Origin of the sequence: Gaetbulibacter saemankumensis DSM 17032, from assembly GCF_000425645.1 — a bacterium.
GTDB classification, from domain to species: domain Bacteria; phylum Bacteroidota; class Bacteroidia; order Flavobacteriales; family Flavobacteriaceae; genus Gaetbulibacter; species Gaetbulibacter saemankumensis.
This window is the reverse complement of record NZ_AUDV01000005.1, coordinates 117,316-141,474: the sequence shown is the minus strand read 5'-3', so window position 1 is coordinate 141,474 and position 24,159 is coordinate 117,316. Positions and strand designations below refer to the sequence as shown.

The following is a 24,159-nucleotide window of genomic DNA, read 5'->3' as shown; positions in this document are numbered from 1 at the left end:
AATTGACAGAGTTATGGTTAATAATTCTGTATCAATGGTTAAATTTGATGCAACGTAAGCAATTTATAGACTTTTTAATTGATGAGAAAACTCAACGAATTTATTTGGGAAACACATGGTATTCATGCAGGAACAGAACAGGATCATGTAAAGCATGGTATAGATAAATTAGAAGATATTATAGATAAAGCTATTGAAGCTAATCACCCAAGTATTACTTTTATTATTCACTCTCCGAGGCTTACGAGTTTTCGATATACTGCGGAGCGCGATACTAATGTGAAATTTATTAGAGGTAATCGTTCCTATTTAAATTACCCAAAGCGTATAGCCAATTTGCGTAAGAAGTATGAAGGTAAAATAAATATTAAATACGGAGTTGAGTTAGAGTGGATGGGACCTGATCTTGGGTTGCAGTGGAGTCGTTCAAAGATTTTTCAGGCCGAAGATGCTGATTATGTAATCGGCTCTGTGCATTTTGCTCCTGAAGGCCTGCCTTATGATGGTTCGAAGGAAGAGGCTATGGAACTTTTAAAGATACGAGGAAGTTTAGAAGCTTATTGGGATGGATATTTTAATGAAATGATTCAAATGATTGAATGTTTCGGGGATATGATTCAAATTATAGGGCATATCGATTTACCTAAGCTGAATGTTGATATGCCGGAAGCTTTGATTAATTTTGAAACAAGCGCACATCCTTTAGCCAATAAATTTCGAACGTTGTTAGAATTAATAGCCGATAGAAACCTGTCTTTAGATGTGAATATGGCAGGTAAATTTAAAGGAGTTGGGGTATATCCAATACAAAGTATTTTACGTCGTGCAAACGAACTTCAGATACCGGTTTGTGTAGGTACAGACACCCATCATGTGCGTTATTATGGGTTAAATTTTAAGGAAAGTTTAGAATATATTCAAGAAGCTGGTTATGAAAGCTACGTGAGCTATTCGAAATTAATTCCGGAAAACAGAACGATTTTCGATGATCATGATCTAAAAGTAAAATACACAGTTTTAAACAAGGGGATAGAACTTTTAAATCAACGGCTAGATAACGAACAACGACGTATAATTCCAGATTTTTCGTTCGGAGGTTCTTTTTCTGAGTTTGTAGATATTTATAAAAACTCCACTAGTATGGGGGAATATAATGCGATTAGAATTCGAAAATGGGGCAAGTCTATTACCGTGACTAACGAGATTCCAAAATCAACAGGAGTAAAGCTTAATGGGTTGTTTTCTGAGCATAAGGATGAACCTGGGGTAGTATCTTCTCTTTTCAACACTCTGGCGTCGGAAGGAATTAATGTGGAAACTGCACGATTAAAATCGAATAAAGATGGAACTTCGAAAGCCTTTTTAGCAATAAATAATCAGAATGGTAATGTAGATAGTGCTATTGACTTCATTAAAGGGACAGATTTGGGTTTGTTTGATAAGTTAACCTATAAAGAAGATGCTGAGTTGCCAAATTATTATACAGAAGGCGTCTATTTACTTGAGATGGATGGTGTACGGTTAAATTTACTTTTAAGTGATAAAGTTATATTAACAAAGCATCATAATGCCCCTGGGGTGTTATTGATTTTACTATCAGCCTTAGCTTCAAAAAATATTAATATTATCGATTTAAGACTTGGTAAGCTAAACGATGTAGGGTATTCGGCTATTTCTACCGATGGAGACAGTAGAATCATAAGAGATTTGCTAACCAAGTTAGGCGATCAGTACTATGAAGCTAATTTAATAGAGTTTCATAGTATGTAATATATTACTTGTCTTAGAAACGTAAGCAGGATTTTTTTGTATTTTGGCATAGCTATTGATTTTAATTGAAAATGCAAAAACTCCTACTTACGTTTTTTTATTTTACTTGCAGTTTATTATTTGCTCAGCAAACCGATTATGTCGATTTTATTCGAGCAAAAGCACACATTCATTTTGGAGACCTCAAACAAAATGAAGTTCTTGGAACAGTAAATTATCAGTTTAAAATACTAAAAGACATTGATTCCATTTATCTAGATGCTCAAAATTTCAATAAGGTGTCTTATTCGTTAAATGATGCTGCTGTCGATAGTTTGTATGATGGTAAGTATATTGTTGTAAAAGAGAAATTTAAAGCTAACACTAAACATCATATCAAGGTAACTTGGCAGACATCTCCCAAAAAGGCAATGTACTTTATTGATTGGGAATATGATTCAAAAAGTTTCGACTCAAATGTCATTAGAAAGCAAATTTGGACGCAAGGACAAGGTAAATACACAAGTAATTGGTTTCCCAGTATCGATGATATGAATGATAAAATTGAATTCGATCTTTCGGTTGAATTCGATAAGAATTATGAAGTAATAGCTAATGGGAAATTATTAAGTAAAGAGGTTGTAGGAGATCATATTATCTGGAATTATGATATGGTACAGCCAATGTCGAGTTATTTGCTGGCCTTGGTTATTGGAGCATTTGACAAAAAAGTGGAACTCTCAAATTCTGGTATTCCTCTTGAAATGTATTATAATCCCAAAGATTCTTTAAAGGTTGAACCAACATATCGCTATTCGAAACAGATATTTGATTTTCTAGAATCGGAAATAGGTATACCATTTCCATGGCAAAATTACAAACAAGTACCTGTAAAAGACTTTTTATATGCAGGCATGGAGAACACGGGTACAACGGTGTTTTCAGATGCTTTTGTAGTAGATTCCATTGGGTATAACGATAAGAACTATATAAATGTTAATGCTCATGAGTTAGCACATCAATGGTTTGGAGATTTGGTAACCGAGACTTCAGGAACCCATCATTGGCTACAAGAAGGATTTGCTACTTATTATGCACTATTAGCGGAGCGGGCATTGTTTGGAGAAAATTATTATTACTGGAGATTATACGAATACGCAAACGAACTTCTAGATCAGGACAGAGCGGGAGCAGGGACTTCTTTACTAGACCCGAAATCAAGTAGCACGACTTTTTACAAGAAAGGAGCTTGGGTGTTGCATATGTTACGAGAACAGGTTGGAGATGTTGCTTTTAGAGCCGCTGTAAAGTCTTATTTGAATACATATCAGTTTAAGAATGTTGAAACAAATAATTTTATATCTGAATTGGAAAAGGTGGGAGGTGTAAATTTAAAATCCTTTGTAGATAACTGGCTTAAAGAACCTGATTTTAAATATGATAAAGCAATAGAAAGTCTTAAGAAGTCTGCATTTATTCAAGAGTATTTAATGGTAGATTGTGAAGCATATAATTCAAAATGTAAGAATTATTTAGATTCAGGTATTTCAGATGAAGCCAAGATTAAAGTCATTAGTCAAACTAAAGAAACTTTTAAGAATAATGACTTTAAAAACAGCTTAAAAGTAAGGCAGGCATTAGCGAATAGAATAACGACTATTCCCATGGCGCTAAAGAAAACCTATGAATCGCTGCTTGATGATAACTCTTATGTCACAATTGAAACAGTATTATATAATTTATGGAATAATTTTCCCGCAGATAGATTTTATTATTTAGATAAAACCAAAAATATAGATGGGTTTAGTGATAAAAACATCCGAATACTTTGGTTGGTATTAGCTTTAAACACAGAAGGATATGATGTTATTAATACTTCTAGGTATTTTAACGAATTAGTTGGGTATACAAGTGCAATTTATAGTGCAGAAATTAGGAGAAATGCGTTTCAATATTTAACTTGGATGAACAGTTGCAATGACGCTTGCTTAAAGAACTTGGTAGAAGCGACCAAACATCATAGTTGGCAATTTTCTAAATTCGCCAAACAACTTTTAGAGAGCAAGCAAAATACAAAATAAGACATTTTAATGAAAGCACTTGTCATTTCAGGGGGAGGTAGTAAAGGAGCGTTCGCAGGTGGAGTGGCTCAGTATCTTATCGAAGAATTAGATCGCGATTATGATATATTTATAGGAACTTCGACAGGTAGTTTGTTGGTGTCGCACCTGGCATTAAAGAAGATAGAAAAAATAAAATCGGTTTATACGAGTGTAAACAATCACAGTATATTTAACGTATGCCCCTTTATAGTTAATCAAAAACATGGAGGTCAAAATATTGCGATTCATCATATTAATGTGCTTATTAATTTTATTCGAGGAAGTAAAACCTTTGGTGAAAGTCATAATTTGCTAAAACTAATAAGAAAAACTATTACTGAAAGTGATTTTAATGAACTAAAAGAGTCATCGAAAGAAATTGCTGTAACTGTTTCAAATCTATCATTAAACCAAGTAGAATATAAAACCCTAAAGGATTTTACTTATAAAGAATTTACCGAGTGGATCTGGATTTCCTGCAATTATACACCTTTTATGACTTTGGTTAAAAAATATGGTTGTGAATATGCCGATGGTGGACTTGGTAATATGGTGCCCATCGAGGAAGCGATTAATCGCGGAGCTACAGAGGTTGATGCTATAATTCTTCAAACAGAGGTTTTGCAATACAACAGAATGCCCTCTAGAAACCCATTTTCGTTAATGACCAATATGTTTACCTTTATGCTAGATCGGATAGAATCTCAAAATATTAAGATTGGTAAGCACGTCGCTTCCCATCATAATGCCATCATAAATTTTTACTACACGCCAACCATTTTAACAACGAATTCCTTAATTTTTAATAAAGAAAAAATGACTCAATGGTGGCAAAGTGGTTACGATTTCGCCCGTTTCAAAAACCAGGAAGTTAGCCAGCTGGAAGATTAGTTGTATAACTCACTTACTTCACTCTTTAAAAAAGAAAGTGCAGCATCGCTAGGTGATCGTCGTTCCATCATTTCAGTTAATACAACTTCTCTTAGTTTGTCGGCCGAATTAGTTTTATCTAATAGTGACGCTTTTCGAATTAGTTGAATGGTCGCATTTTTAGAGGCGTTAATGATATTCCAGCATTTTTCACTAACATAAATTTGTTGCGTTAAATTATGTTCAAATTCCTGCTCAATAGTTTGTATTAGTAAAGCTTCATAAGATTCTTTACTGGAAGCGGTTGGAGCAACACGTATAAGTAGCTTAGAAGGTGAAATACGTTCTAAAAAAAGGGTTAACCTTTCATAGGCCTGAAGTCTTGTGGGAAGTGAATTTACCTGCAAATCTTTATGCAGTAAAAAGCGTCTTCTTCCGTCTTCATTTTTGGTGTGTTCTTTAAAAAAATAGTATGCTATTAATCCTGTGATTAAAGAGGGGATAGCAAAAAAAAAGATATCTATAAATCTTTGAGAATCCATAATAGTTTATAGGTTAATTGGGTTTTTTACCTCCCAAATATACGCATTCTTTTAAATCTTGCATGGACTTAAATGGTACAAGTGTTTTGCTATATGTGTATGCTCTATTAAGTTCTGTAGAAATATTATGATCATCGACATTAATTTCAATATCACTCATTTTAAACTGGCAAGGGTGCTCGTAACCAGAAGCATGTGTAATTTCTATTAATTCCTTACGGAAGGTTTTAAAATATTGAGCAAGCCGTTCTGATTTTAATGTGGGGTCAATCCCATTTTGAAGCCATTTATTTTGAGTAGCCACACCGCTGGGGCAACGATTAGTGTGGCATACCTGAGCTTGTATACAGCCAATACTCATCATGGCTTCTCGTGCTACATTTATGCAGTCGGCTCCCATGGCAAAGGCCATAGCTGCTTTGGCGGGAAAGCCTAGTTTTCCACTCCCTATAAAGACTATGCGATTGGTGAGGCCTTTTGCTTGAAACAATTTATATAAATCGCTAAACCCATAAACCCATGGCAAGGATACATGGTCAGCAAAACTTGGAGGTGCAGCTCCTGTACCGCCTTCACCACCATCGACGGTTATAAAATCGGGACCTTTTCCTGAAGATTGCATAATTTTGGCTAATATTTCCCATTGTTCCAACTTTCCAATTGCAGCTTTTATACCTACAGGCAGTCCGGTAGCATCGGCAATAGTTTCTATAAAATTATACAGTTCTTCTATATTCGAAAAAGCACTATGGTTTGATGGTGAAAGCACATCTTTTCCTTTTTCTACACCTCTTACATGTGCAATTTCTTTAGTTATTTTAGACGCAGGAAGCACCCCTCCTTTGCCAGGTTTAGCACCTTGTGATAATTTAATCTCTATAGCACGGATAAAAGGATAATCCTGCGTAAGTTTAACTAGCTTATCTAAAGAAAATGTACCATCTTCATTTCTTACTCCGAAGTAACCAGTTCCAAAGTGAAAAATAACATCACCACCATGTTTATGATAAGGCGAAAGACCGCCCTCACCCGTATTATGATAAGCATTAGCTATTAAAACACCTTTATTTAAAGATTCAATGGCTTTAGCTGATAGCGACCCAAAACTCATTGCTGAGACATTAATAATAGATGCAGGTCGGTAGGGTCTTTTCCGATTATTATAAAGTCCCATAACTTTAGCACACGGCAAAAAACCATTCTCGCTATAGTTTGGGTGATTATGATCAATTTTAAAAGGAATCATGGCGTTATTGATAAAAATATGCTGGTGCGCATATATATCTCGGTCGGTACCAAAGCCTTCGTAATTATTTTCTTTTTTTGCAGAAGCATAGATCCAGCCACGTTCTATACGATTAAATGGTAATTCTTCACGGTTGTTTGCAACAAGATATTGACGTAATTCAGGGCCTATTTTTTCTAACATATAGCGTAAATGCCCCACAATTGGGTAGTTGTGACTTATGGTGTGTTTTTTCTGAAGGAATATATCTCTTATTGCAATTAAAGCTAAAATAATAATCAGCCATTGCCACCAATTAAAGTAAGAAAAGAAACTTGATATTGATAATAACATAACAGTAGTAAATATTTTATATAAATAAATAATCTGGGATTTGTAGTTCGTTTTTAGGTGTATTAATCATTTAAAAAATCAAAAGTTATTTGGGTAAAAGCTTTTACACCTAAAAGGAGTCCTGATTCATCTATAAAGAAATCTGGGGTATGGTGAGGGAAAGCATTTTTATTTCCAGGAGTCATGCCTCCAAGGAAAAAGTAGAAACCAGGAACAATTTCCTGATAAAATGAGAAATCTTCACCGCCAGTGGTTGCTTTTGTAGTTATGACATGGTCTTTACCGGCAACTTTTTGTAATGAAGGGAGCATTCTGATTACTAGGTTAGGGTCGTTATAGGTAATCGAAGTAAAGTTTTCAAACTCAATAGAGGCTTCACCACCATAGGCTGTTGCGATTGCAGTTGTCATAGCTTTCATGCGTTTAATAATCTTAGTTTTCATTTCAGAATTTAAGGTTCTAACTGTACCTATAAGTTTAGCGCTCTCTGGTATGATATTAAATCGAGTACCGCTAGTAATTTTGCCTACTGTTATAACTGCAGCTTCCTCGGTTAAATTAGCTTCACGGCTTATAATGGTCTGTAAACCATCTATGATTTTGGCTGAAATTAAAATAGGGTCAACGCCGGACCAGGGCTGGGAACCATGGGTTTGTTTGCCTTTAACGTTTATCACGAAGCGTTCTACAGCAGCCATAACACCTTCTGTTTTATAAGTTATGGTTTCAATAGGAACTTCTGAGTCAATATGTAATCCAAAAATAGCATCTACATCAGGATTATTTAAAACTCCCTCCTTAATCATGAGTTTGGCGCCGCCTTCCTCGCCTGGTGGGGGACCTTCTTCTGCAGGTTGAAAAATAAATTTAACCGTCCCTTTTATTTTATCTTTGTTTTGAGATAAAATTTCCGCGACTCCCATTAAAATAGCAATATGGGTATCATGTCCACAGGCATGCATAACACCGGTTTCAGTACCTAAAAATGTGGTTTGAACTTCAGACTTAAAAGGCAAATTGTTTCGTTCTGTAACGGGTAGTGCATCTATATCAGCCCGGAGTGCGATAACTTTACCAGGTTGTTTTCCTTTTAAAATGCCAACAACCCCAGTTTTTGCTATGCCCGTTTCGGTTTCAATACCAAGAGATTGTAAATGCTCCGAAATTATTTTTGATGTTCGAAATTCACGGTTTGACAGTTCGGGGTGTTCGTGAAAATCTCTACGCCAATTAATTACCTTTGATTCGATATTTGCAAAAGATTTTTCTAAATCAGTTTGGGCATTTATGCTAGGAAATAACGTTACAGCTATGATAGCGAGGAAAACTTTCATTTTAAGTGTTTTAATATTTTAAAGATATCTAAATTTTATTAAACCTAAACCAGCGGCTCGATTGTTTATAATTATTTGTAATTCAATTTAGATTAACGGAGTACAATGGTTAATTTTATGCCTTTAAAATAAAAATTAGTTTGGAGAAGTATTTAAGTCAATTAAACGATGCGCAATTAGCGCCAACCATTCAAAAAGATGGTCCCATGATAGTTATTGCAGGTGCAGGTTCAGGGAAAACACGTGTGTTAACCTACCGCATCGCTTATTTAATGAGTCAGGGTGTCGACCCTTTTAATATTCTTTCGTTAACTTTTACAAATAAGGCTGCACGCGAAATGAAAGAGCGTATTGCTAGCATTGTAGGTAGTACAGAGGCGAAGAATTTATGGATGGGAACGTTTCACTCTATCTTCGCTAAGATTTTACGTATTGAAGCTGATAAATTGGGGTATCCAAGTAATTTCACCATTTACGATTCTCAGGATTCAGATAAGTTGATAGGTTCCATTATCAAAGAAATGAATCTTGATAAAGATATTTACAAGGCGAAGCAGGTGCGTTCGAGGATTTCTTCATACAAAAACAGTTTAATTACAGTTCGAGCGTATTTTCAAAATCCAGACCTTATTGAGGCTGATACTATGGCGCGAAGACCCAGGCTAGGAGATATTTATAAAGAGTATGTGGATCGCTGTTTTAAAGCTGGTGCTATGGATTTTGATGATTTACTTCTGAAAACCAACGAACTATTAACGCGTTTTCCTGAAGTACTTATGAAGTATCAAAACAGATTCCGTTATATTTTGGTAGATGAGTATCAGGATACCAACCATTCGCAATATTTAATTGTAAGAGCTTTGTCTGATAAATTTCAGAATATTTGTGTGGTAGGGGATGATGCTCAAAGTATTTATGCTTTCCGTGGGGCTAATATCAACAATATTTTAAATTTCCAGAAAGATTATGACGATGTTAAGTTGTTCAGATTGGAACAAAATTATCGTTCTACAAAAAATATAGTGAATGCCGCTAATTCTATTATTGATAAGAATGAAACCAAACTCGATAAAGTAGTTTGGACAGCGAATGATGAAGGGGGTAAAATTATAGTTAACCGTTCCCTTACCGATGCCGATGAAGGGCGCTATGTAGCAAGTACCATTTGGGATAACAAAATGCAAAATCAGCTTAAGAATAGTGATTTTGCAGTGCTTTACCGTACCAATGCCCAGTCACGTTCTATAGAAGATGCCTTGAGAAAACGTGATATTCCTTATAAAATTTATGGCGGATTATCATTTTACCAACGTAAGGAGATTAAAGATGTACTCTCGTATTTAAGATTAATTATTAATCCGGCAGATGAGGAGGCTTTAAAGCGGATTATTAATTTCCCACCAAGAGGTATTGGGGCTACTACTATGGATAGGCTAGTAGTTGCAGCAAATGGTTATAAACGTTCTATTTTTGAAGTTATAAAAAACATTGATAAAACTGATATTAAAATCAATTCAGGTACTAAAGGCAAACTTTTAGATTTTATTACAATGATTGAAAGTTTTCAAGTAATGAATCAAAATGCCGATGTATTTGAATTAGCCGATCACGTAACCAAATCCACTGGATTAATCCGTGAGTTTAATAAAGATGGTACGCCTGAAGGAGTTACTAGAATGGAAAATATTGAGGAACTTCTTAATGGTATGAAAGATTTTGTTGAAGGGCAGAAAGAAGTTGCTGATACAACAGGTTCCTTAGCTGAATTCTTAGAAGATGTGGCTTTAGCTTCAGATTTAGATTCGGATGAGGAAGATGCTGATCACGTAGCATTAATGACTATACATTTAGCTAAAGGGTTAGAGTTTCCTTATGTTTATATTGTTGGATTAGAAGAAGATTTATTTCCAAGTGCGATGAGTTTGGGAACGCGAAGTGAATTAGAAGAAGAGCGCAGGTTGTTTTATGTTGCCTTAACACGTGCAGAAAAACAGGCGTATTTAACTTATGCATTATCCAGATATCGTTGGGGTAAATTGGTCGATTCTGAACCTAGTCGTTTTATTGAAGAAATTGATGAACAGTATTTAGACATTGTTACACCTGTTGAAGAACGTCGATTTAATCCGATGCTAGACGCCGATATATTTGGAGATGTACCAGACTCAAATAAACGTGCCGATTCCAATACCATTAGATTTAAACCAGCTAAGAAGCAACCGCCAATTAAAAAAGCAGGTCATACTAAGAAAGAACCAGAAAAGTTTCAGGTTTCAAAGCCAAAAAACTTAAAACGTGTGAGTGCTGCTACAAATAGTTCCGCAGACGCAAATTTATTTGACAATAATTTGGCGGTGGGTAATTTAGTGAAGCATATTCGATTTGGTACCGGCGAAGTTCTGAAAATTGAAGGAGCCGGAGCTGACTCTAAGGCTGAAATTAAATTTCAACACGGCGGTACTAAAAAACTGTTACTGCGTTTTGCTAAATTAGAAGTAATAGGTTAATTACTGTGCATGGGTTGAAATAAAAGTTCTAAGTTTCGCCCATGTGTCTAATAAATCCGAACCTGTCCAACCATGACCAGCATCTGGGTATAAAGTAAACTCATGAGTTACGTTTAGGCTTTCAAGTTTGTCACGCATTGCTGTACCTTGAGAGATAGGAACTAAAGGGTCTTGTCCACCATAAAATAGAATTGTTGGAGGTGCAGTGTTGGTTACTTGATGATATGGACTTACTTCAACTAGAAAGTCAGTAGTAGGACTTGGTCCATAAACGAGTAATAATGCTTGTAAAGCCGGATCGTTACTTTCGGTATAGGCAGAATCCGTAAAGTTTGTAGGACCAACAATACTGCAAACCATGTTTACTTTTTCAGCTGTGTCAAAAGCATAGCTCCATAATAAAGATAAATGTGCGCCTGCACTAGTACCTATAAATGAGATGTTATCTGATATATTATAAACGGATTTGTTTTCCTTTAAATATGATATAACCGATGAAATATCATGTATTTGCATGGGATATGGTGGGTTATTTTCATCTGCTAAACGGTAATTTATATTAGCAACGGCCATATTGGGGAAGTCGGTTCTAATTAAGTCTTTTAAAATATTCATGTCCGATTTATCACCACTTATCCATCCGCCACCATGAACGAGTATTATAATTTTAGTATCTGTGTTTCTGTTGGCAGGTAAATAGAGGTCGAAAGTTTGATTAGAATCATCACCGTAAGCTATATCTAATTCTTGGTAGGACTTTGTCGAATCTAATTCTCCTGTCTTTTCTATTTTTTCAATATTTGAGCAATTATAAAAAAGAATAGTAAGTGTTACGCTGTAAAATAGTTTTTTTATAAATGCCATAAAACGGTGAGTTGGTTAGTTAAAAAATTGTTTATAGTTGATTTCGTTTAAGTTGGGCGAAATATAAAAAATAGTATTTACTTTGTAAAGTAAAGCAAGTAAAATATTATGGCTGAGTTTATACGTATTTATGAAGAAAATCCAAATCCAAAGGAAATTAGCAAAGTTGTAAATATCCTAAAACGAGGCGGACTCATTATATATCCAACCGATACGGTTTATGGTTTGGGCTGTGATATTAATAATATTAAGGCTCTTGAACGTGTGGCTCAAATTAAGCAGGTAAAATTGGAAAAATCGAATTTTTCATTTATTTGTCATGATTTAAGTAATTTAAGTGATTATGTAAAGCAAATAGATACTACAACTTTTAAAATATTAAAGCGAGCACTTCCTGGTCCTTATACGTTTATTCTACCTGGATCAAAATCGCTTCCAAACCCTTTTAAAAGGAAAAAGACGGTGGGTATACGTGTGCCAAATAATAATATAGCCCGTGAAATAGTGAAAAAATTAGGAAATCCAATTATTTCCACTTCTATACGGGATGAGGATGAAGTAATAGAGTATACCACAGATCCGGAATTAATACTTGAAAAATGGGGTAATATAGTTGATTTGGTAATCGATGGAGGGTATGGCGATAATGCGCCTTCTACAGTAATAGATTTATCAGAGGAAGAACCCTTAATTGTTAGAGAAGGGAAGGGTGCCTTAGATATTTTATAGTTTAAAAAGTAGTTCTTAATAAAAAAATAAAAAAGCCCAACTTTTTAGTTGAGCTTTTTTTATATTATAATGATAATCTAGATTAGTTTCCTGTTTCTAAATTTTTCATTTCAGTTTCAATCATTTCGTAGAATTGATCAATTTTTGGTAACATAACAATACGTGTACGTCTGTTTCTTGCTTGGTTTTCAGCCGTGTCATTGTCTACTAACGGAACATAAGAACTACGTCCAGCTGCAATCAATTGAGATGGGTTAACATCTAATTTCTCTAATTCTCTTACAACTGAAGTTGCACGTTTTACACTTAAATCCCAGTTATCTAATAACACGCCTTTAGAATAAGACCTGCTATCGGTGTGCCCTTCAACCATACATTCGAAATCTGGTTTACTATTTACAACTTTAGCAACCTTAGCTAATACTGCTTTTGCTTTTGAAGTAACATTGTAGCTAGCTGTAGAGAATAATAATTTATCAGCAATAGAAATGTAAACAACACCTTTTTCAACAGTTACTTGAATGTCTGGATCGTTAATTCCAACTTCGCGTTTTAAACTTGTAACAAGCGCTAAAGTAACACTGTCTTTTTTAGTGATAGCATCTTGAAGACGAGAGATTTTTAAATCTTTCTCTTTCATACTCTCTAAAGTCTTTTCTATATTAGAAGCACCTTTAGCAGAAAGCACTTGTAAATTGTCATTATACTTTCTTAAATCAGCTACTTGTTCTTCTAATGCAGTTGCTCTTGCAGATGCCGATGCACGGTCTTCAATGCAAGAGTTTAATTTTACTGTTGCAGAGTTTAATAAATCTTGGCTTTCGTTATACTTTTCCTCAAGATCTGTAAATTGTTTTTTAGAAACACATGAACTTAGTAATACCGCTGCAGATATCCCAAGTAATAAGATTTTTTTCATAATTATTTTCTGGATTAAATTTTCTTGTTCTCCTACAAAAGTATATAAAAATAGGGGATTTACAGCAATGTTAACAAAATTTTATTGAACTATTTAAAGCTTAGAAACAGTTTTCTTTCTTTTAAAAAAATAATCGAATACAATAGAATTGGTTTGATAGTATTTCACCCTCTTGGAATTGTTTTTTCGCTGCCTTAATAATACTTTTAAATGCATATAATAATAAAAGTGAGCTTTTAAGATAGCCCATGTATGAAGAGGTTTTAATTCTAATAAAAATTTAACCCCAGCGATTCCATCTAAAATTAAGCGTACAAAAACAGTTATTAATAAGGGGCCTGAAGCATTCTTTGTTAAAGTATATAAGCTGTTTCTAAAGTTTAAATAAGTTTTTTTAGGATTTGTAGACTTTAATGTAGCGCCACCCACATGATAAACAGTAGAAGTTCCAACATATTTAATAGTATGCCCCAAATTTTTTGCGCGCCAACATAGATCTATTTCTTCCATGTGAGCAAAAAAATATTCGTCGAAGCCTTTTAATTCTTGAAAAACTTCTTTTTTTATAAAGAAACAAGCTCCTGAGGCCCAGAAAATATCACTATTGTCATTGTATTGACCTTCATCCTTTTCAACAGTATCTAAAATGCGGCCACGACAATATGGGTAGCCATATTTATCTATAAAACCACCAGCGGCACCAGCATATTCAAAATAGTCTTTAGCTTTAAAATCTAATATTTTAGGCTGAATTATAACCGTTTCTGGATTAATTTGAAACTCATTAATAACCGGCTTTAACCAGTTGGGAGTTACTTCAACATCACTGTTAAGTAAGCAGAAAATATCCGCATCTATATTTTTTAAAGCATCGTTATAACCTTTAGCGTAACCTCCATTTTCCTTATTTTGAATAATGTTTACTGATGTAAAATTTTCTATAATGAAATTAACAGAATCATCAGTTGAAGCATTGTCGGCTACATAGATTTTTGCTTCTGAGGAATGTTTTATAACCGCTGGTAAAAATTGTTCCAATAATTTTTTACCATTCCAATTTAATATAACAACTGCTAGTTTCATGACTCGTAATTGGGAATATCTCTTAAAAAATCGTAGCGCTCGTTCTCGAAATCCATCTGACAATAATAATGATTAAGTCCGTTTGTAACCATTAAATATGTTGCGTTTAATACTTTATTGTACTGCGCAATTTGATCGAATGTAGCCTGATTTATTGTAATAGATGGCGCTTTACATTCTACAATTAATTTTATACTTCCGTCAGGGTTAAAGACCACAATATCGTAGCGTTTTTTTAAATCGTTGATTATTAGTTCTTTTTCAATATTTATGTGTGATTTAGGGTATCCTTTAAACTCTATTAAGTATTGAATACAATGTTGTCTAACCCATTCTTCAGGTTGTAAAACCACAAACTTTTTACGGATATTATCAAATATAAAAATTTTATTTTCGCTACTTTTGAATCGAAACGAAAACTTAGGGAAATTGAGTGTTTGCAATAGAACAGATTTATATTTTTCAAAGTTAGTGTACATTAACAAAATACCAAATTCTAATTCTTAATTTAGTTTGGTACCATTAAATATAAGGTTCAATTTTGGATGAAGTAAAGCAACTGGTAACAGATATTAAAAATCGTAATTTAAAGCCTATCTATTTTTTAATGGGGGAAGAGCCGTATTATATTGATAAAATCTCCGATTTTATTGAGGAAACGGTACTAAAGGAAGAGGATCGTGGTTTTAATCAAATGGTGCTTTATGGGCGTGATGTAAGTATTGAAGACATTGTTAGTAATGCGAAGCGATTCCCGATGATGGCAGAGTACCAGGTAGTTATTGTAAAAGAGGCCCAAGACTTATCTCGCAGTATTGAGAAATTGGTCGACTATGCCAAAAATCCTCAGCCATCAACTATCTTGGTTTTGAATTACAAATACAAAACCATCGATAAGCGCAAGGCTTTATATAAAACCTTGAATAAATCGGCGGTTATTTATGAAAGTAAAAAACTGTATGAAAATCAAGTAGCCGATTGGATTCGTCGTGTTTTAGCTTCAAAAAAATATTCTATTGAGCCTAAGGCAGCTCAGATGCTTGTGGAGTTTCTTGGTACTGATTTAAGCAAAATTAATAATGAGCTTGAGAAGCTTAAAATTATTTTGTCTGAAGGGAGTAAAATTACACCTGAAGATATTGAGGAAAATATTGGTATAAGTAAGGACTTTAATAATTTTGAGTTACGTAAGGCGATTGGAGAACGAGATATAATGAAAGCACATCGCATTATTAATTATTTTGCAGATAACCCTAAGGATAATCCTATGGTTGTAACTGTATCGTTGCTTTTTAATTTCTTTATTCAGTTGTTAAATTATCATGGCTTAAGTGATAAATCTCCAAGAAATGTAGCTTCGGCTTTAAAAGTGAATCCATATTTCGTGAGCGAATATGTTACTGCCGCTAGAAATTATCCTATGAAAAAAGTTAGTTTAGCAGTCGCAACCTTAAGAGACTTTGATGTAAAAAGTAAGGGTGTTGGGGCTAACAATGTTTCTCAAGGTGATTTACTTAAGGAACTTTTAGTTAAAATATTGAACTAATTTTACAAATACACAGAAGCCGTTAGAACAATTGTAATGAATATCACCAGTATAATAACAAGTGGCATTACAAATTTCAACCATTTATCATAGCCAACTTTCACTATAGCTAAAGAAGCGAGAATTAAACCTGTAGGGTTTATAAAAGCAAATAAACCCATACCATATTGATAGGCATTTACAATAAGTTCACGCCCTATACCAACACCATCGGCTAATGGTGACATGATTGGCATGGTTAACACAGCCATTCCAGATGAAGAAGGAATAAAGAAGGATAGTCCGCCAAAAATATAAAGCATGGTGTTTATAAACAGGCCTTTATTCATACCTTCGGTAGCATTACTAGCGTAATATAGCATGGTATCACTTATCTGACCATCATTCATTAAAACTGTTATCCCTCTTGCAATTCCAATAATTAGAGCAACACCTAATAATTCACTTGCTCCCTTTACAAAGACATCTACAAACGTTTGTTCATTAATTCTAGCTATAAGACCAATTAGAATGGATCCAACAAAAAATACAACAGTCATTTCTAAAAACCACCAATCTAAGCGCGAAACTCCAAAAATCATGGTAATAAAACACATTGCAAAAATTAACAAGATGAGTCTATATTTATTATTTAAACCAATGGCTTTATTTGTGTTTGAATTAAACATGTTTTCAATAGCCTCTTTTTGATGAAATATAACTGATTTACTTGGGTCTTTTTTTACTCGTTGTGCATACCAAATAATGTAAAAGATGCAGATTAAGGTGCCAAGACCAAGTGTAATCAGGCGACCTGCAATGCCGGTGGTCCAGTTTATCCCAGAAGCATCTGAAGCTATAATAGTACTAAAGGGATTTGTCGTTGAACACATGGTGCCGATGGAAGATCCTAAGTAAATACAAGCTAGTGCTACCATGGCATCATATTTTGCCGCTAAAAATATGGGAATTAAAATAGGGTAGAAAGCAATGGTTTCTTCAGCCAATCCAAAAGTGGTACCTCCAGCAGCGATTAATATGGTTACTAAAATAATTAAGAGAAACTCCTTTCCTTGTAAATTGCTAGCTAACCAAGATATCCCGGCATCAAAGGCGCCTGTATAATTCATTATACCAATAAGGCCACCTATAAATAACACTAAAAATATAATATCAGAGGCTTCGATAATTCCTTTTATGGGTGATTGAATTAACGCAATAATACCTTGCGGTGTAGATGCTACTGTTTTATATGAATTTGGGATACTTATAGGTTTCCATATATCTCCATTTGTAAATTTCTCTAGTGGAATTTTTATGTTAAGGCTATCTAATGTATGCTGACTAGCAGGGAGATTTACAGACTTTTCTGAATAAATAGCTGTAAATTCATGAGTGTTTTTATTATAAGTTAAAGAATTGAATTTTCCAGAAGGCACAATCCAAGTTAACATGGCCACTAATCCTGCAATAATTAATAAGACGGTTTGTGCTGTTGGGAATTTTATTTTTCGCATACAAAAATTTTTACGCCCGCAATTTATTTCTTTTTCGGCAATAAAAGTAGCATATTGCTTTATTCGTTTTTAAATTCGCATCATGAAATTAGATCTACATCCAAGTTGGAAGCCACATTTAAAAGAAGAATTTGAGAAACCTTATTTTAAGGATTTATTGTTTTTTTTAGATGAAGAATATCTAAATAATACTTGTTTCCCGAAAGTTGAAGAAATTTTTAATGCTTTTAATAATTGTCATTTTAATGACTTAAAGGTTGTTATTATTGGGCAAGACCCATATCACGGACCTGGACAGGCGCATGGGCTTTGTTTTTCTGTAAATGAAGGAGTTAAACATCCGCCCTCATTAGTCAATATTTTTAAAGAAATTACGGATGATCTTGGAAAACCATATCCTGAAAGTGGTAGTTTGTTATCCTGGTCGCAACAAGGGGTATTACTTTTAAATGCTACTCTCACTGTTCGTGCCCATGAAGCTGGTAGCCATCAAGGGAAGGGTTGGGAAACCTTCACGGATCAGGTAATTAAAATTATCAGTAACAAAAAAGAGAATGTCGTGTTTTTATTATGGGGTGGATATGCTAAGAAAAAAAGTAAGCTTATTAATTCTAAGAGGCACTATGTTTTAAGCACAGGACATCCTTCACCATTAAGTGCCAATAGAGGATACTGGTTTGGTAACAGTCATTTTAGTCAAACTAACGACTATTTAGAAAAATCTAATTTAAAGCCAATTAAATGGTAGGCCTGGTTAATTAACTACCTGTATTACCATATTCACGAGCTTCTAGATCTAAAGTAGCTTGGTGTGTAATAATAGTAGGTAATTTGTTAGATTTTCTTTTTTGATTTGTTTTATTGCTGCTAAACTTTAATAATAAAAAATTCACAGCAACTAATGCAGTTACAATAAGGGTAATGTTAATTACCATAGGCGTTTGGGTTGATAACAGAAAAACACACATAAACGTTAATTTACGTGTTTTTAACTGAATTAGATTAATAGCGCTACAAATGTAATAAAAAAATACTGACAGTTTATTAATACAAATGTTAATTGTGTATTACGCAAAATACATTGTCATTTATTTTGGAATTATTGAGGATATATTTGCTAATTAGGAAATTATCAAATTAATTAAAGTTGAAATCTTTATCAAATTCATAATTAAGAATAGCATGCGAGAAGACTACATCGGTTAAGATAAATACAATTTAATTCAATTTCATTCATTCGGTTTGTAAAATAAAAATTAATTTTGGGCAAAATCATAAAATAATGGAATCAATAAACTGGGTAACCGTAAAGGAATATGAGGACATCACCTATAAAAAATGTGATGGAGTTGCTAGAATAGCCTTTAACAGACCAAACGTAAGAAATGCGTTTAGACCAAAAACAACAAGCGAGTTATATGATGCGTTTTATGACGCTAATGAAGATGTGAATATTGGAGTTGTTTTGCTTTCAGCCGAAGGTCCTTCAATAAAAGACGGAATTTGGAGTTTTTGTTCTGGTGGAGATCAAAAGGCGCGAGGACATCAGGGCTATGTAGGTGAAGACGGATATCATAGATTAAACATATTGGAAGTACAACGATTGATTCGTTTTATGCCCAAAGCTGTTATTGCCGTAGTTCCTGGCTGGGCTGTAGGTGGAGGTCATAGTTTGCATGTGGTTTGTGATTTAACGCTAGCCAGTAAAGAACATGCTATATTTAAACAAACCGATGCAGATGTTACAAGCTTTGATGGAGGGTACGGATCGGCTTATTTAGCCAAAATGGTTGGACAGAAAAAAGCACGTGAAATATTTTTCTTAGGAAGGAATTATTCGGCACAGGAAGCTTTCGATATGGGTATGGTAAATGCAGTTATTCCTCATGATGACTTAGAAACGACAGCTTTCGAATGGGCTCAGGAAATTTTAGCAAAATCACCAACATCGATCAAAATGTTGAAATTCGCAATGAATTTAACCGATGATGGTATGGTGGGTCAACAGGTGTTTGCCGGTGAAGCTACAAGATTAGCTTACATGACTGAAGAAGCCGTGGAAGGAAGAAATGCCTTTTTAGAGAAGCGTCAGCCTAATTTTGAAAAAAAATGGATTCCATAAGATGAATAGAGTTTCAGTTTGGATTTCATCCATGCGTTTGCGAACGCTGCCTTTATCGATTTCAGGAATCATTTTAGCTTCAGCTTTTGCTGAATACAACGGCTATTTTAATTGGGGTATTTTTATACTTGCTATTTTAACAACCCTTAGTTTTCAGATATTATCAAATCTGGCGAACGATTATGGTGATGGTGTTAAAGGAACAGATAATGAAGATCGCGTGGGGCCTGAACGTGCCATACAAAGTGGGGTTATTACTCCTAGTGAAATGTATGCGGCTATAAAAATCAATATTCTTATTTCAATAGCCTTAGCATTCCTTTTAATTTTTGTAGCCTTTGGTGTAAAGCACTTTTTACTTACTCTTCTGTTTTTTCTATTAGGTATCGCATGCGTGGTGGCGGCAATTAGATATACGGTTGGTTCAAAAGCATATGGTTACCGAGGATTAGGTGATTTGTTTGTGTTCATATTTTTCGGATTAATTAGTGTTATTGGGTGTTATGTATTATATGCAAAAACAATAGATCATGTGGTATTTTTACCTGCTTGTACAATAGGCTTATTAAGTGCAGCGGTTCTAAACCTCAACAATATGCGAGATATAATAAGTGACAAAAAATCTAACAAAATTACTTTAGCCGTTAAACTGGGTATTAAAAATGCAAAACGTTATCAGTTAACTTTGGTTATAACAGCTATGGTTTTTTCTAGCTTGTTTTGTGTTTTATATTATACATCCCCTTTTAATTTGATGTTTTTAGTAACATATATCCCTTTGATAAAGCATATTATAGTGATAACAAAGAATAAGAATTCTGAAGATTTAGATCCTGAATTAAAGAAAGTAGCCCTAACCACAGTATTACTGTCTCTGTTAATGGGGATTGGGTATTTGTTATAAAATTTGTATTTTAAAGAGAAATTAAATAAACACTTTTTTATGAAAATTACGTTTTATGGACATGCTAGTTTGGGCATACAAATAAATGATATAAATATTCTTGTAGATCCTTTTATAACAGCTAATGAAAAAGCATCACATATAGATATAAATGGTCTTAAAGCTGATTATATTTTAGTAACGCACGCACATCAGGATCATATTTTGGATGTCGAGGCTATTGCTAAAAGAACAAATGCTGTAATCATTTCGAATTTTGAAGTAATCTCACATTTTCAAGGTCTTGGTCTTGAAGGGCATCCAATGAATCACGGAGGAAGTTGGGATTTTGAGTTCGGTACTGTAAAATATGTTAACGCTATTCATACATCGTCGTTTCCAGATGGTTCTTATGGTGGTCAGCCAGGTGGTTTTGTGATCGAAGGAGAACATAAAAATATATATATAGCTGGAGATACGGCTTTAACATACGACATGAAATTAATTCCTTTGAAGACAAAATTAGATTTAGCTATTCTTCCAATAGGAGATAATTTCACCATGGGTATTGATGATGCGATCTTAGCCAGCGATTTTGTAGAATGTGATAAAATATTGGGTTATCATTTCGATACCTTTGGATATATTGAAATAGATCACGAAGAAGCGAAGCGTAAATTTTTCGATAAGAATAAAGATTTAATGTTATTGAAAATCGGCGAAAGTATAGAACTCTAAATGATAAAAGCAACCTGTAAAAAATATATTCTTAATTTTAAACAAGCTAGCGGTACATCTCGCGGTGTTCTAAAAACCAAGGAAACTTGGTTTCTTTTGTTAGAAAAAGATTCTAAGCAAGGATTTGGAGAATGTGGCTTGTTTAGAGGTTTATCTGCCGATGATAGGGTAGACTACGAAGATAAACTTCAATGGCTGTGTAATAACATTAATTTAGATTTAAACGTTTTATTAGAGGAGCTTATCGAATTTCCAAGTATTCAATTCGGCTTAGAAACTGCTTTACAATCTTTAAGAAACACCATGCCCTTCGAAATTTTCCCATCTGAATTTACAACCAAAGAAGCACCGATTCCTATTAATGGGTTAATTTGGATGGGGTCAGAATCTTTTATGAAGCAACAAATAAAAGATAAGATTGATGCCGGATTTACATGCATTAAAATGAAAATTGGAGCAATTGATTTTCAAACAGAAGTAAATTTATTAAAATCTATTAGGAAACAATTTTCTTCAAAAGACATTGAATTAAGAGTAGATGCCAATGGTGCTTTTACCAAGGAAGATGCATTTGAAAAATTAAAAGTGTTGTCCGATTTAGATTTACATTCAATAGAACAACCAATAAAACAAGGACAGATTGAAGATATGGCGCAATTATGTGAAGTAACCCCTTTGCCTATCGCGTTAGATGAGGAATTAATTGGTGTGTTTTCTAGAACGGATAAAGTAAAATTGCTTCAAACCATAAAACCTCAATACATCATTTTAAAACCGAGTTTGGTTGGTGGTTTTCAGGGAAGTGATTTATGGATTGATATCGCTGAAAAACATAATATTGGCTGGTGGATAACTAGCGCCTTAGAAAGCAACATAGGATTAAATGCAATAGCGCAATACACCTACGTAAAACAAAATCCATTACCTCAAGGACTTGGCACAGGTGGTTTATTTACAAATAATTTTGAATCACCGTTAGAAGTTGAACACGGCTCTTTAAAATATAATTTAAAACTAAACTGGAATTTTAATATATAAAACATGTATATAAATCAGGCATTTAAAGGATTAAACGATTGGTGGCGCTATTTAATAGGTTTATTTATCATAATAGTTGCTGTAATTATTGGTCAAATGCCATTTACAATTGCGGTAGCGGTCAAGGCATTGTCAGCAGGTGATAATATTACGAGTTTAGATCAGTCTACTATGATGACCTTGTTAGAGCCGAATTTAAATTTGTTTCTAATGCTTTTATCTTTCGCAGTGGGATTGGTTGCATTATTATTCGTGGTTCGTTATATACACAATCAAACTTTTACTCAATTAACAACAACCAGAAAAACTATTGATTGGAAACGATTTTGGTTTATTTTTTTAACATGGGGTACGCTGTCTTCTGCCTTGGTAATAGGAGATTATTACATGTCTCCAGAAAATTATGTGCTTAATTTTGATTTGGTACCATTTCTTATTTTATGTGTAATCGCCATTATATTTGTGCCTTTGCAAACTAGCTTTGAAGAGTATCTGTTTCGAGGTTACTTAATGCAAGGATTAGGGGTGATTACCAAAACAAACTGGTTACCTCTAATTATAACCTCCATAGTGTTCGGATTACTTCACATCGCAAATCCTGAGGTTGAAAAGCTAGGTTACGTTATCATGGTCTACTACATTGGCACAGGACTATTTCTGGGAATTATGACTTTAATGGATGGAGGTTTAGAACTCTCACTGGGGTTTCATGCTGCTAATAATTTATTTACAGCATTATTAGTGACAGCTGATTGGACTGCTTTTCAAACGCATTCTATTTTAAAAGATATGTCAGACCCTGGAGAAATGCCAATGTCCGAAGTACTTATTCCTGTATTTGTTTTATTCCCTATTTTATTACTGATTCTATCAAGGATTTACGGTTGGAAAAACTGGAAAGAAAAATTATTTGGAAATGTTATTGAACCTAATGATAATCTAAATCAAATATCAGATACAGATGAAACCTAGTTTTAGAAACGTTCATAATAGATTCAAACTTAATGGTATTCATTTTTCTTTTGAAGAACTAAATGATGTGGCTTATAATTATATTAAGGAAGGCTACCCTTATGAACAGATATTAGGGTGGTTTATACTCGACTGGATTGATGAAAAAGATTATATTTATGCAAACACATCAGGTTCTACAGGAGTACCAAAGAAAGTAAAATTATCCAAACAAGCCATGGTTAATTCGGCGATTGCCACAGGCGATTTTTTTAATCTAGAGCCTGGCGATTCAGCTTTGTTGTGCTTGCCAATGGAATATATAGCCGGTAAAATGATGCTAATTCGTGCTGTTATTTTGGGTCTGGAATTAGATTTAGTAGAACCCACTTCCAAGATTGAATTACCGGTTTCTATAAATTATGATTTTTCAGCCATGGTGCCTTTACAAGTTAGGAATTCACTAAATATTATTGAAAATATCAAAACATTAATTGTAGGAGGTTCACCAATGTCACAAGTATTAAAAGGCGAACTTCAGACATATAAAACCCATGTGTACGAAACTTATGGAATGACTGAAACGGTTACACATATTGCTCTTAAGCAAATCAATAATTTTTCGGATGATGCACCTGAATTCAATGACGTATTTAGAACTTTAGAAGGGGTTACCGTCTCACAAGATGAACGTGGTTGTATGGTAATAAATGCTCCTAAATTAGCAAAAGACATCATTATAACTAATGATGTTATTAAATGGCATTCTCATTCTACTTTTGAATGGTTAGGGCGTTTTGATCATGTTATAAACTCCGGAGGTGTAAAATTATTTCCTGAGCAGATAGAAGCAAAACTTCAAAAGAATATGTCAACTCGTTTCTTCGTTGCGGCCCTACCAGATGAAAATTTAGGTCAGAAACTTATTTTAGTTGTAGAATCAGAGGATAACCGATTGGACAAAAAGGTGTTTTCAGTACTCGATAAGTTCGAAATACCTAAAGCGATTTATGCGGTAAGTAAATTTGAAGAAACTACATCAGGTAAAATTAGACGTAGGGCGACTTTAAAAAAAATAACGATTAATTGTAACAACTAAGCCTAGTT

General features: G+C 34.0%; 22 protein-coding genes. 13 read left to right on the top strand and 9 right to left on the bottom strand.

All coding sequences use genetic code 11. The annotated features are described in order from the left end of the window. The first annotated feature begins 81 nt into the window (after positions 1-81). The 3 genes from H611_RS0100690 (at position 82) to H611_RS0100680 (ending at position 4,742) form a co-directional block, all read left to right on the top strand. Entirely contained in the window at positions 82-1,770 is a 1,689-nt protein-coding gene (locus H611_RS0100690) for a histidinol-phosphatase HisJ family protein (RefSeq protein ID WP_027136538.1), read from the top strand. 71 nt (positions 1,771-1,841) lie between these two features. Next, on the top strand, positions 1,842-3,830 hold the full coding sequence (locus tag H611_RS13730; protein WP_035483102.1) for a M1 family metallopeptidase: 1,989 nt from the start codon (positions 1,842-1,844) through the stop codon (positions 3,828-3,830). Positions 3,831-3,839: 9 nt separating this feature from the next. Next, complete coding sequence (locus H611_RS0100680) at positions 3,840-4,742, top strand: patatin-like phospholipase family protein (protein WP_027136537.1); 903 nt, start codon at positions 3,840-3,842, stop codon at positions 4,740-4,742. Here H611_RS0100680 and H611_RS0100675 read toward each other — a convergent pair. The 3 genes from H611_RS0100675 to H611_RS0100665 all read right to left on the bottom strand — a co-directional run bounded on the left by H611_RS0100675 (position 4,739) and on the right by H611_RS0100665 (position 8,176). Further along, positions 4,739-5,263, bottom strand: a complete 525-nt coding sequence (locus H611_RS0100675; protein ID WP_027136536.1) for a DUF7935 family protein — start codon at positions 5,261-5,263, stop codon at positions 4,739-4,741. The two genes, H611_RS0100680 and H611_RS0100675, sit on opposite strands and share 4 nt — an antisense overlap. A 13-nt stretch (positions 5,264-5,276) precedes the next feature. Next, entirely contained in the window at positions 5,277-6,842 is a 1,566-nt protein-coding gene (locus H611_RS0100670; RefSeq protein WP_051238670.1) for an FMN-binding glutamate synthase family protein, read from the bottom strand. 62 nt (positions 6,843-6,904) lie between these two features. Then, complete coding sequence (locus tag H611_RS0100665) at positions 6,905-8,176, bottom strand: amidohydrolase (protein ID WP_035483100.1); 1,272 nt, start codon at positions 8,174-8,176, stop codon at positions 6,905-6,907. A gap of 140 nt (positions 8,177-8,316) precedes the next feature. Between H611_RS0100665 and H611_RS0100660 the strand changes: the two genes are divergently transcribed. Beyond that, a complete protein-coding gene (locus H611_RS0100660) occupies positions 8,317-10,683 on the top strand; it encodes an ATP-dependent helicase (protein WP_027136533.1) in 2,367 nt (788 codons plus the stop codon). Here the strand turns inward: H611_RS0100660 and H611_RS0100655 are convergent, their stop codons facing one another. Further along, positions 10,684-11,547: an alpha/beta hydrolase gene (locus H611_RS0100655; RefSeq protein ID WP_027136532.1), complete on the bottom strand. Its 864-nt coding sequence runs from the start codon at positions 11,545-11,547 to the stop codon at positions 10,684-10,686. Between the two features lie 108 nt (positions 11,548-11,655). Between H611_RS0100655 and H611_RS0100650 the strand changes: the two genes are divergently transcribed. After that, complete coding sequence (locus H611_RS0100650) at positions 11,656-12,276, top strand: L-threonylcarbamoyladenylate synthase (RefSeq protein WP_027136531.1); 621 nt, start codon at positions 11,656-11,658, stop codon at positions 12,274-12,276. Positions 12,277-12,358: 82 nt separating this feature from the next. Here the strand turns inward: H611_RS0100650 and H611_RS0100645 are convergent, their stop codons facing one another. From H611_RS0100645 to H611_RS0100635, 3 genes are all read right to left on the bottom strand, one after another. Further along, positions 12,359-13,195, bottom strand: coding sequence for an OmpA/MotB family protein (locus H611_RS0100645; RefSeq protein ID WP_027136530.1), 837 nt, complete (start codon positions 13,193-13,195; stop codon positions 12,359-12,361). Positions 13,196-13,288: 93 nt separating this feature from the next. Beyond that, positions 13,289-14,278: a glycosyltransferase family 2 protein gene (locus H611_RS0100640; protein WP_027136529.1), complete on the bottom strand. Its 990-nt coding sequence runs from the start codon at positions 14,276-14,278 to the stop codon at positions 13,289-13,291. Then, positions 14,275-14,721: a type I restriction enzyme HsdR N-terminal domain-containing protein gene (locus H611_RS0100635; RefSeq protein ID WP_027136528.1), complete on the bottom strand. Its 447-nt coding sequence runs from the start codon at positions 14,719-14,721 to the stop codon at positions 14,275-14,277. The genes H611_RS0100640 and H611_RS0100635 overlap by 4 nt, the downstream gene beginning before the upstream one ends. Positions 14,722-14,819: 98 nt before the next feature. On the opposite strand from H611_RS0100635, the gene holA reads away from it, so the two are divergent. Further along, positions 14,820-15,824, top strand: a complete 1,005-nt coding sequence (gene holA / locus H611_RS0100630) for a DNA polymerase III subunit delta (protein ID WP_027136527.1) — start codon at positions 14,820-14,822, stop codon at positions 15,822-15,824. Positions 15,825-15,826: 2 nt separating this feature from the next. Here the strand turns inward: holA and H611_RS0100625 are convergent, their stop codons facing one another. Next, a complete protein-coding gene (locus H611_RS0100625; RefSeq protein ID WP_027136526.1) occupies positions 15,827-17,320 on the bottom strand; it encodes a YfcC family protein in 1,494 nt (497 codons plus the stop codon). An 82-nt stretch (positions 17,321-17,402) separates the two neighbouring features. Here H611_RS0100625 and H611_RS0100620 point away from each other — a divergent pair, with 82 nt between their 5' ends. After that, positions 17,403-18,068, top strand: a complete 666-nt coding sequence (locus H611_RS0100620) for a uracil-DNA glycosylase (protein ID WP_027136525.1) — start codon at positions 17,403-17,405, stop codon at positions 18,066-18,068. A 10-nt stretch (positions 18,069-18,078) separates the two neighbouring features. Here H611_RS0100620 and H611_RS13725 read toward each other — a convergent pair whose 3' ends face one another. Next, positions 18,079-18,255, bottom strand: coding sequence for a hypothetical protein (locus H611_RS13725; protein ID WP_157515011.1), 177 nt, complete (start codon positions 18,253-18,255; stop codon positions 18,079-18,081). A 347-nt stretch (positions 18,256-18,602) separates the two neighbouring features. Here H611_RS13725 and H611_RS0100610 point away from each other — a divergent pair, with 347 nt between their 5' ends. The 6 genes from H611_RS0100610 to H611_RS0100585 are packed head-to-tail and all read left to right on the top strand — an operon-like array spanning position 18,603 to position 24,151. Further along, positions 18,603-19,442, top strand: coding sequence for a 1,4-dihydroxy-2-naphthoyl-CoA synthase (locus H611_RS0100610; RefSeq protein WP_262486392.1), 840 nt, complete (start codon positions 18,603-18,605; stop codon positions 19,440-19,442). Between the two features lies 1 nt (position 19,443). Continuing rightward, complete coding sequence (gene menA / locus H611_RS0100605; protein WP_027136523.1) at positions 19,444-20,346, top strand: 1,4-dihydroxy-2-naphthoate octaprenyltransferase; 903 nt, start codon at positions 19,444-19,446, stop codon at positions 20,344-20,346. Positions 20,347-20,385: 39 nt separating this feature from the next. Further along, the gene (locus tag H611_RS0100600; protein ID WP_027136522.1) at positions 20,386-21,063 is read left to right on the top strand and encodes a metal-dependent hydrolase; all 678 of its coding nucleotides are present in this window, start codon (positions 20,386-20,388) and stop codon (positions 21,061-21,063) included. Continuing rightward, positions 21,064-22,101 carry an o-succinylbenzoate synthase gene (locus H611_RS0100595; RefSeq protein WP_027136521.1) on the top strand — a complete coding sequence of 346 codons (1,038 nt, stop codon included), beginning with the start codon at positions 21,064-21,066 and terminating at the stop codon, positions 22,099-22,101. It abuts the gene before it with no gap. A 3-nt stretch (positions 22,102-22,104) separates the two neighbouring features. Then, positions 22,105-23,073: a CPBP family intramembrane glutamic endopeptidase gene (locus tag H611_RS0100590; protein ID WP_027136520.1), complete on the top strand. Its 969-nt coding sequence runs from the start codon at positions 22,105-22,107 to the stop codon at positions 23,071-23,073. After that, positions 23,063-24,151, top strand: coding sequence for an AMP-binding protein (locus H611_RS0100585; protein ID WP_027136519.1), 1,089 nt, complete (start codon positions 23,063-23,065; stop codon positions 24,149-24,151). The genes H611_RS0100590 and H611_RS0100585 overlap by 11 nt, the downstream gene beginning before the upstream one ends. Positions 24,152-24,159 lie beyond the last annotated feature (8 nt).

Coding starts and splice junctions, on each gene's coding strand:
- H611_RS0100600 (WP_027136522.1), top strand. CDS start 20,386: ATGAAAATTACGTTTTATGGACATGCTAGTTTGGGCATACAAATAAAT.
- H611_RS0100585 (WP_027136519.1), top strand. CDS start 23,063: ATGAAACCTAGTTTTAGAAACGTTCATAATAGATTCAAACTTAATGGT.
- H611_RS0100665 (WP_035483100.1), bottom strand. CDS start 8,176: ATGAAAGTTTTCCTCGCTATCATAGCTGTAACGTTATTTCCTAGCATA.
- H611_RS0100680 (WP_027136537.1), top strand. CDS start 3,840: ATGAAAGCACTTGTCATTTCAGGGGGAGGTAGTAAAGGAGCGTTCGCA.
- H611_RS13730 (WP_035483102.1), top strand. CDS start 1,842: ATGCAAAAACTCCTACTTACGTTTTTTTATTTTACTTGCAGTTTATTA.
- H611_RS0100670 (WP_051238670.1), bottom strand. CDS start 6,842: ATGTTATTATCAATATCAAGTTTCTTTTCTTACTTTAATTGGTGGCAA.
- menA (WP_027136523.1), top strand. CDS start 19,444: ATGAATAGAGTTTCAGTTTGGATTTCATCCATGCGTTTGCGAACGCTG.
- H611_RS0100690 (WP_027136538.1), top strand. CDS start 82: ATGAGAAAACTCAACGAATTTATTTGGGAAACACATGGTATTCATGCA.
- H611_RS0100620 (WP_027136525.1), top strand. CDS start 17,403: ATGAAATTAGATCTACATCCAAGTTGGAAGCCACATTTAAAAGAAGAA.
- H611_RS13725 (WP_157515011.1), bottom strand. CDS start 18,255: ATGGTAATTAACATTACCCTTATTGTAACTGCATTAGTTGCTGTGAAT.
- H611_RS0100655 (WP_027136532.1), bottom strand. CDS start 11,547: ATGGCATTTATAAAAAAACTATTTTACAGCGTAACACTTACTATTCTT.
- H611_RS0100675 (WP_027136536.1), bottom strand. CDS start 5,263: ATGGATTCTCAAAGATTTATAGATATCTTTTTTTTTGCTATCCCCTCT.
- H611_RS0100645 (WP_027136530.1), bottom strand. CDS start 13,195: ATGAAAAAAATCTTATTACTTGGGATATCTGCAGCGGTATTACTAAGT.
- H611_RS0100640 (WP_027136529.1), bottom strand. CDS start 14,278: ATGAAACTAGCAGTTGTTATATTAAATTGGAATGGTAAAAAATTATTG.
- H611_RS0100595 (WP_027136521.1), top strand. CDS start 21,064: ATGATAAAAGCAACCTGTAAAAAATATATTCTTAATTTTAAACAAGCT.
- H611_RS0100650 (WP_027136531.1), top strand. CDS start 11,656: ATGGCTGAGTTTATACGTATTTATGAAGAAAATCCAAATCCAAAGGAA.
- H611_RS0100610 (WP_262486392.1), top strand. CDS start 18,603: ATGGAATCAATAAACTGGGTAACCGTAAAGGAATATGAGGACATCACC.
- H611_RS0100625 (WP_027136526.1), bottom strand. CDS start 17,320: ATGCGAAAAATAAAATTCCCAACAGCACAAACCGTCTTATTAATTATT.
- H611_RS0100590 (WP_027136520.1), top strand. CDS start 22,105: ATGTATATAAATCAGGCATTTAAAGGATTAAACGATTGGTGGCGCTAT.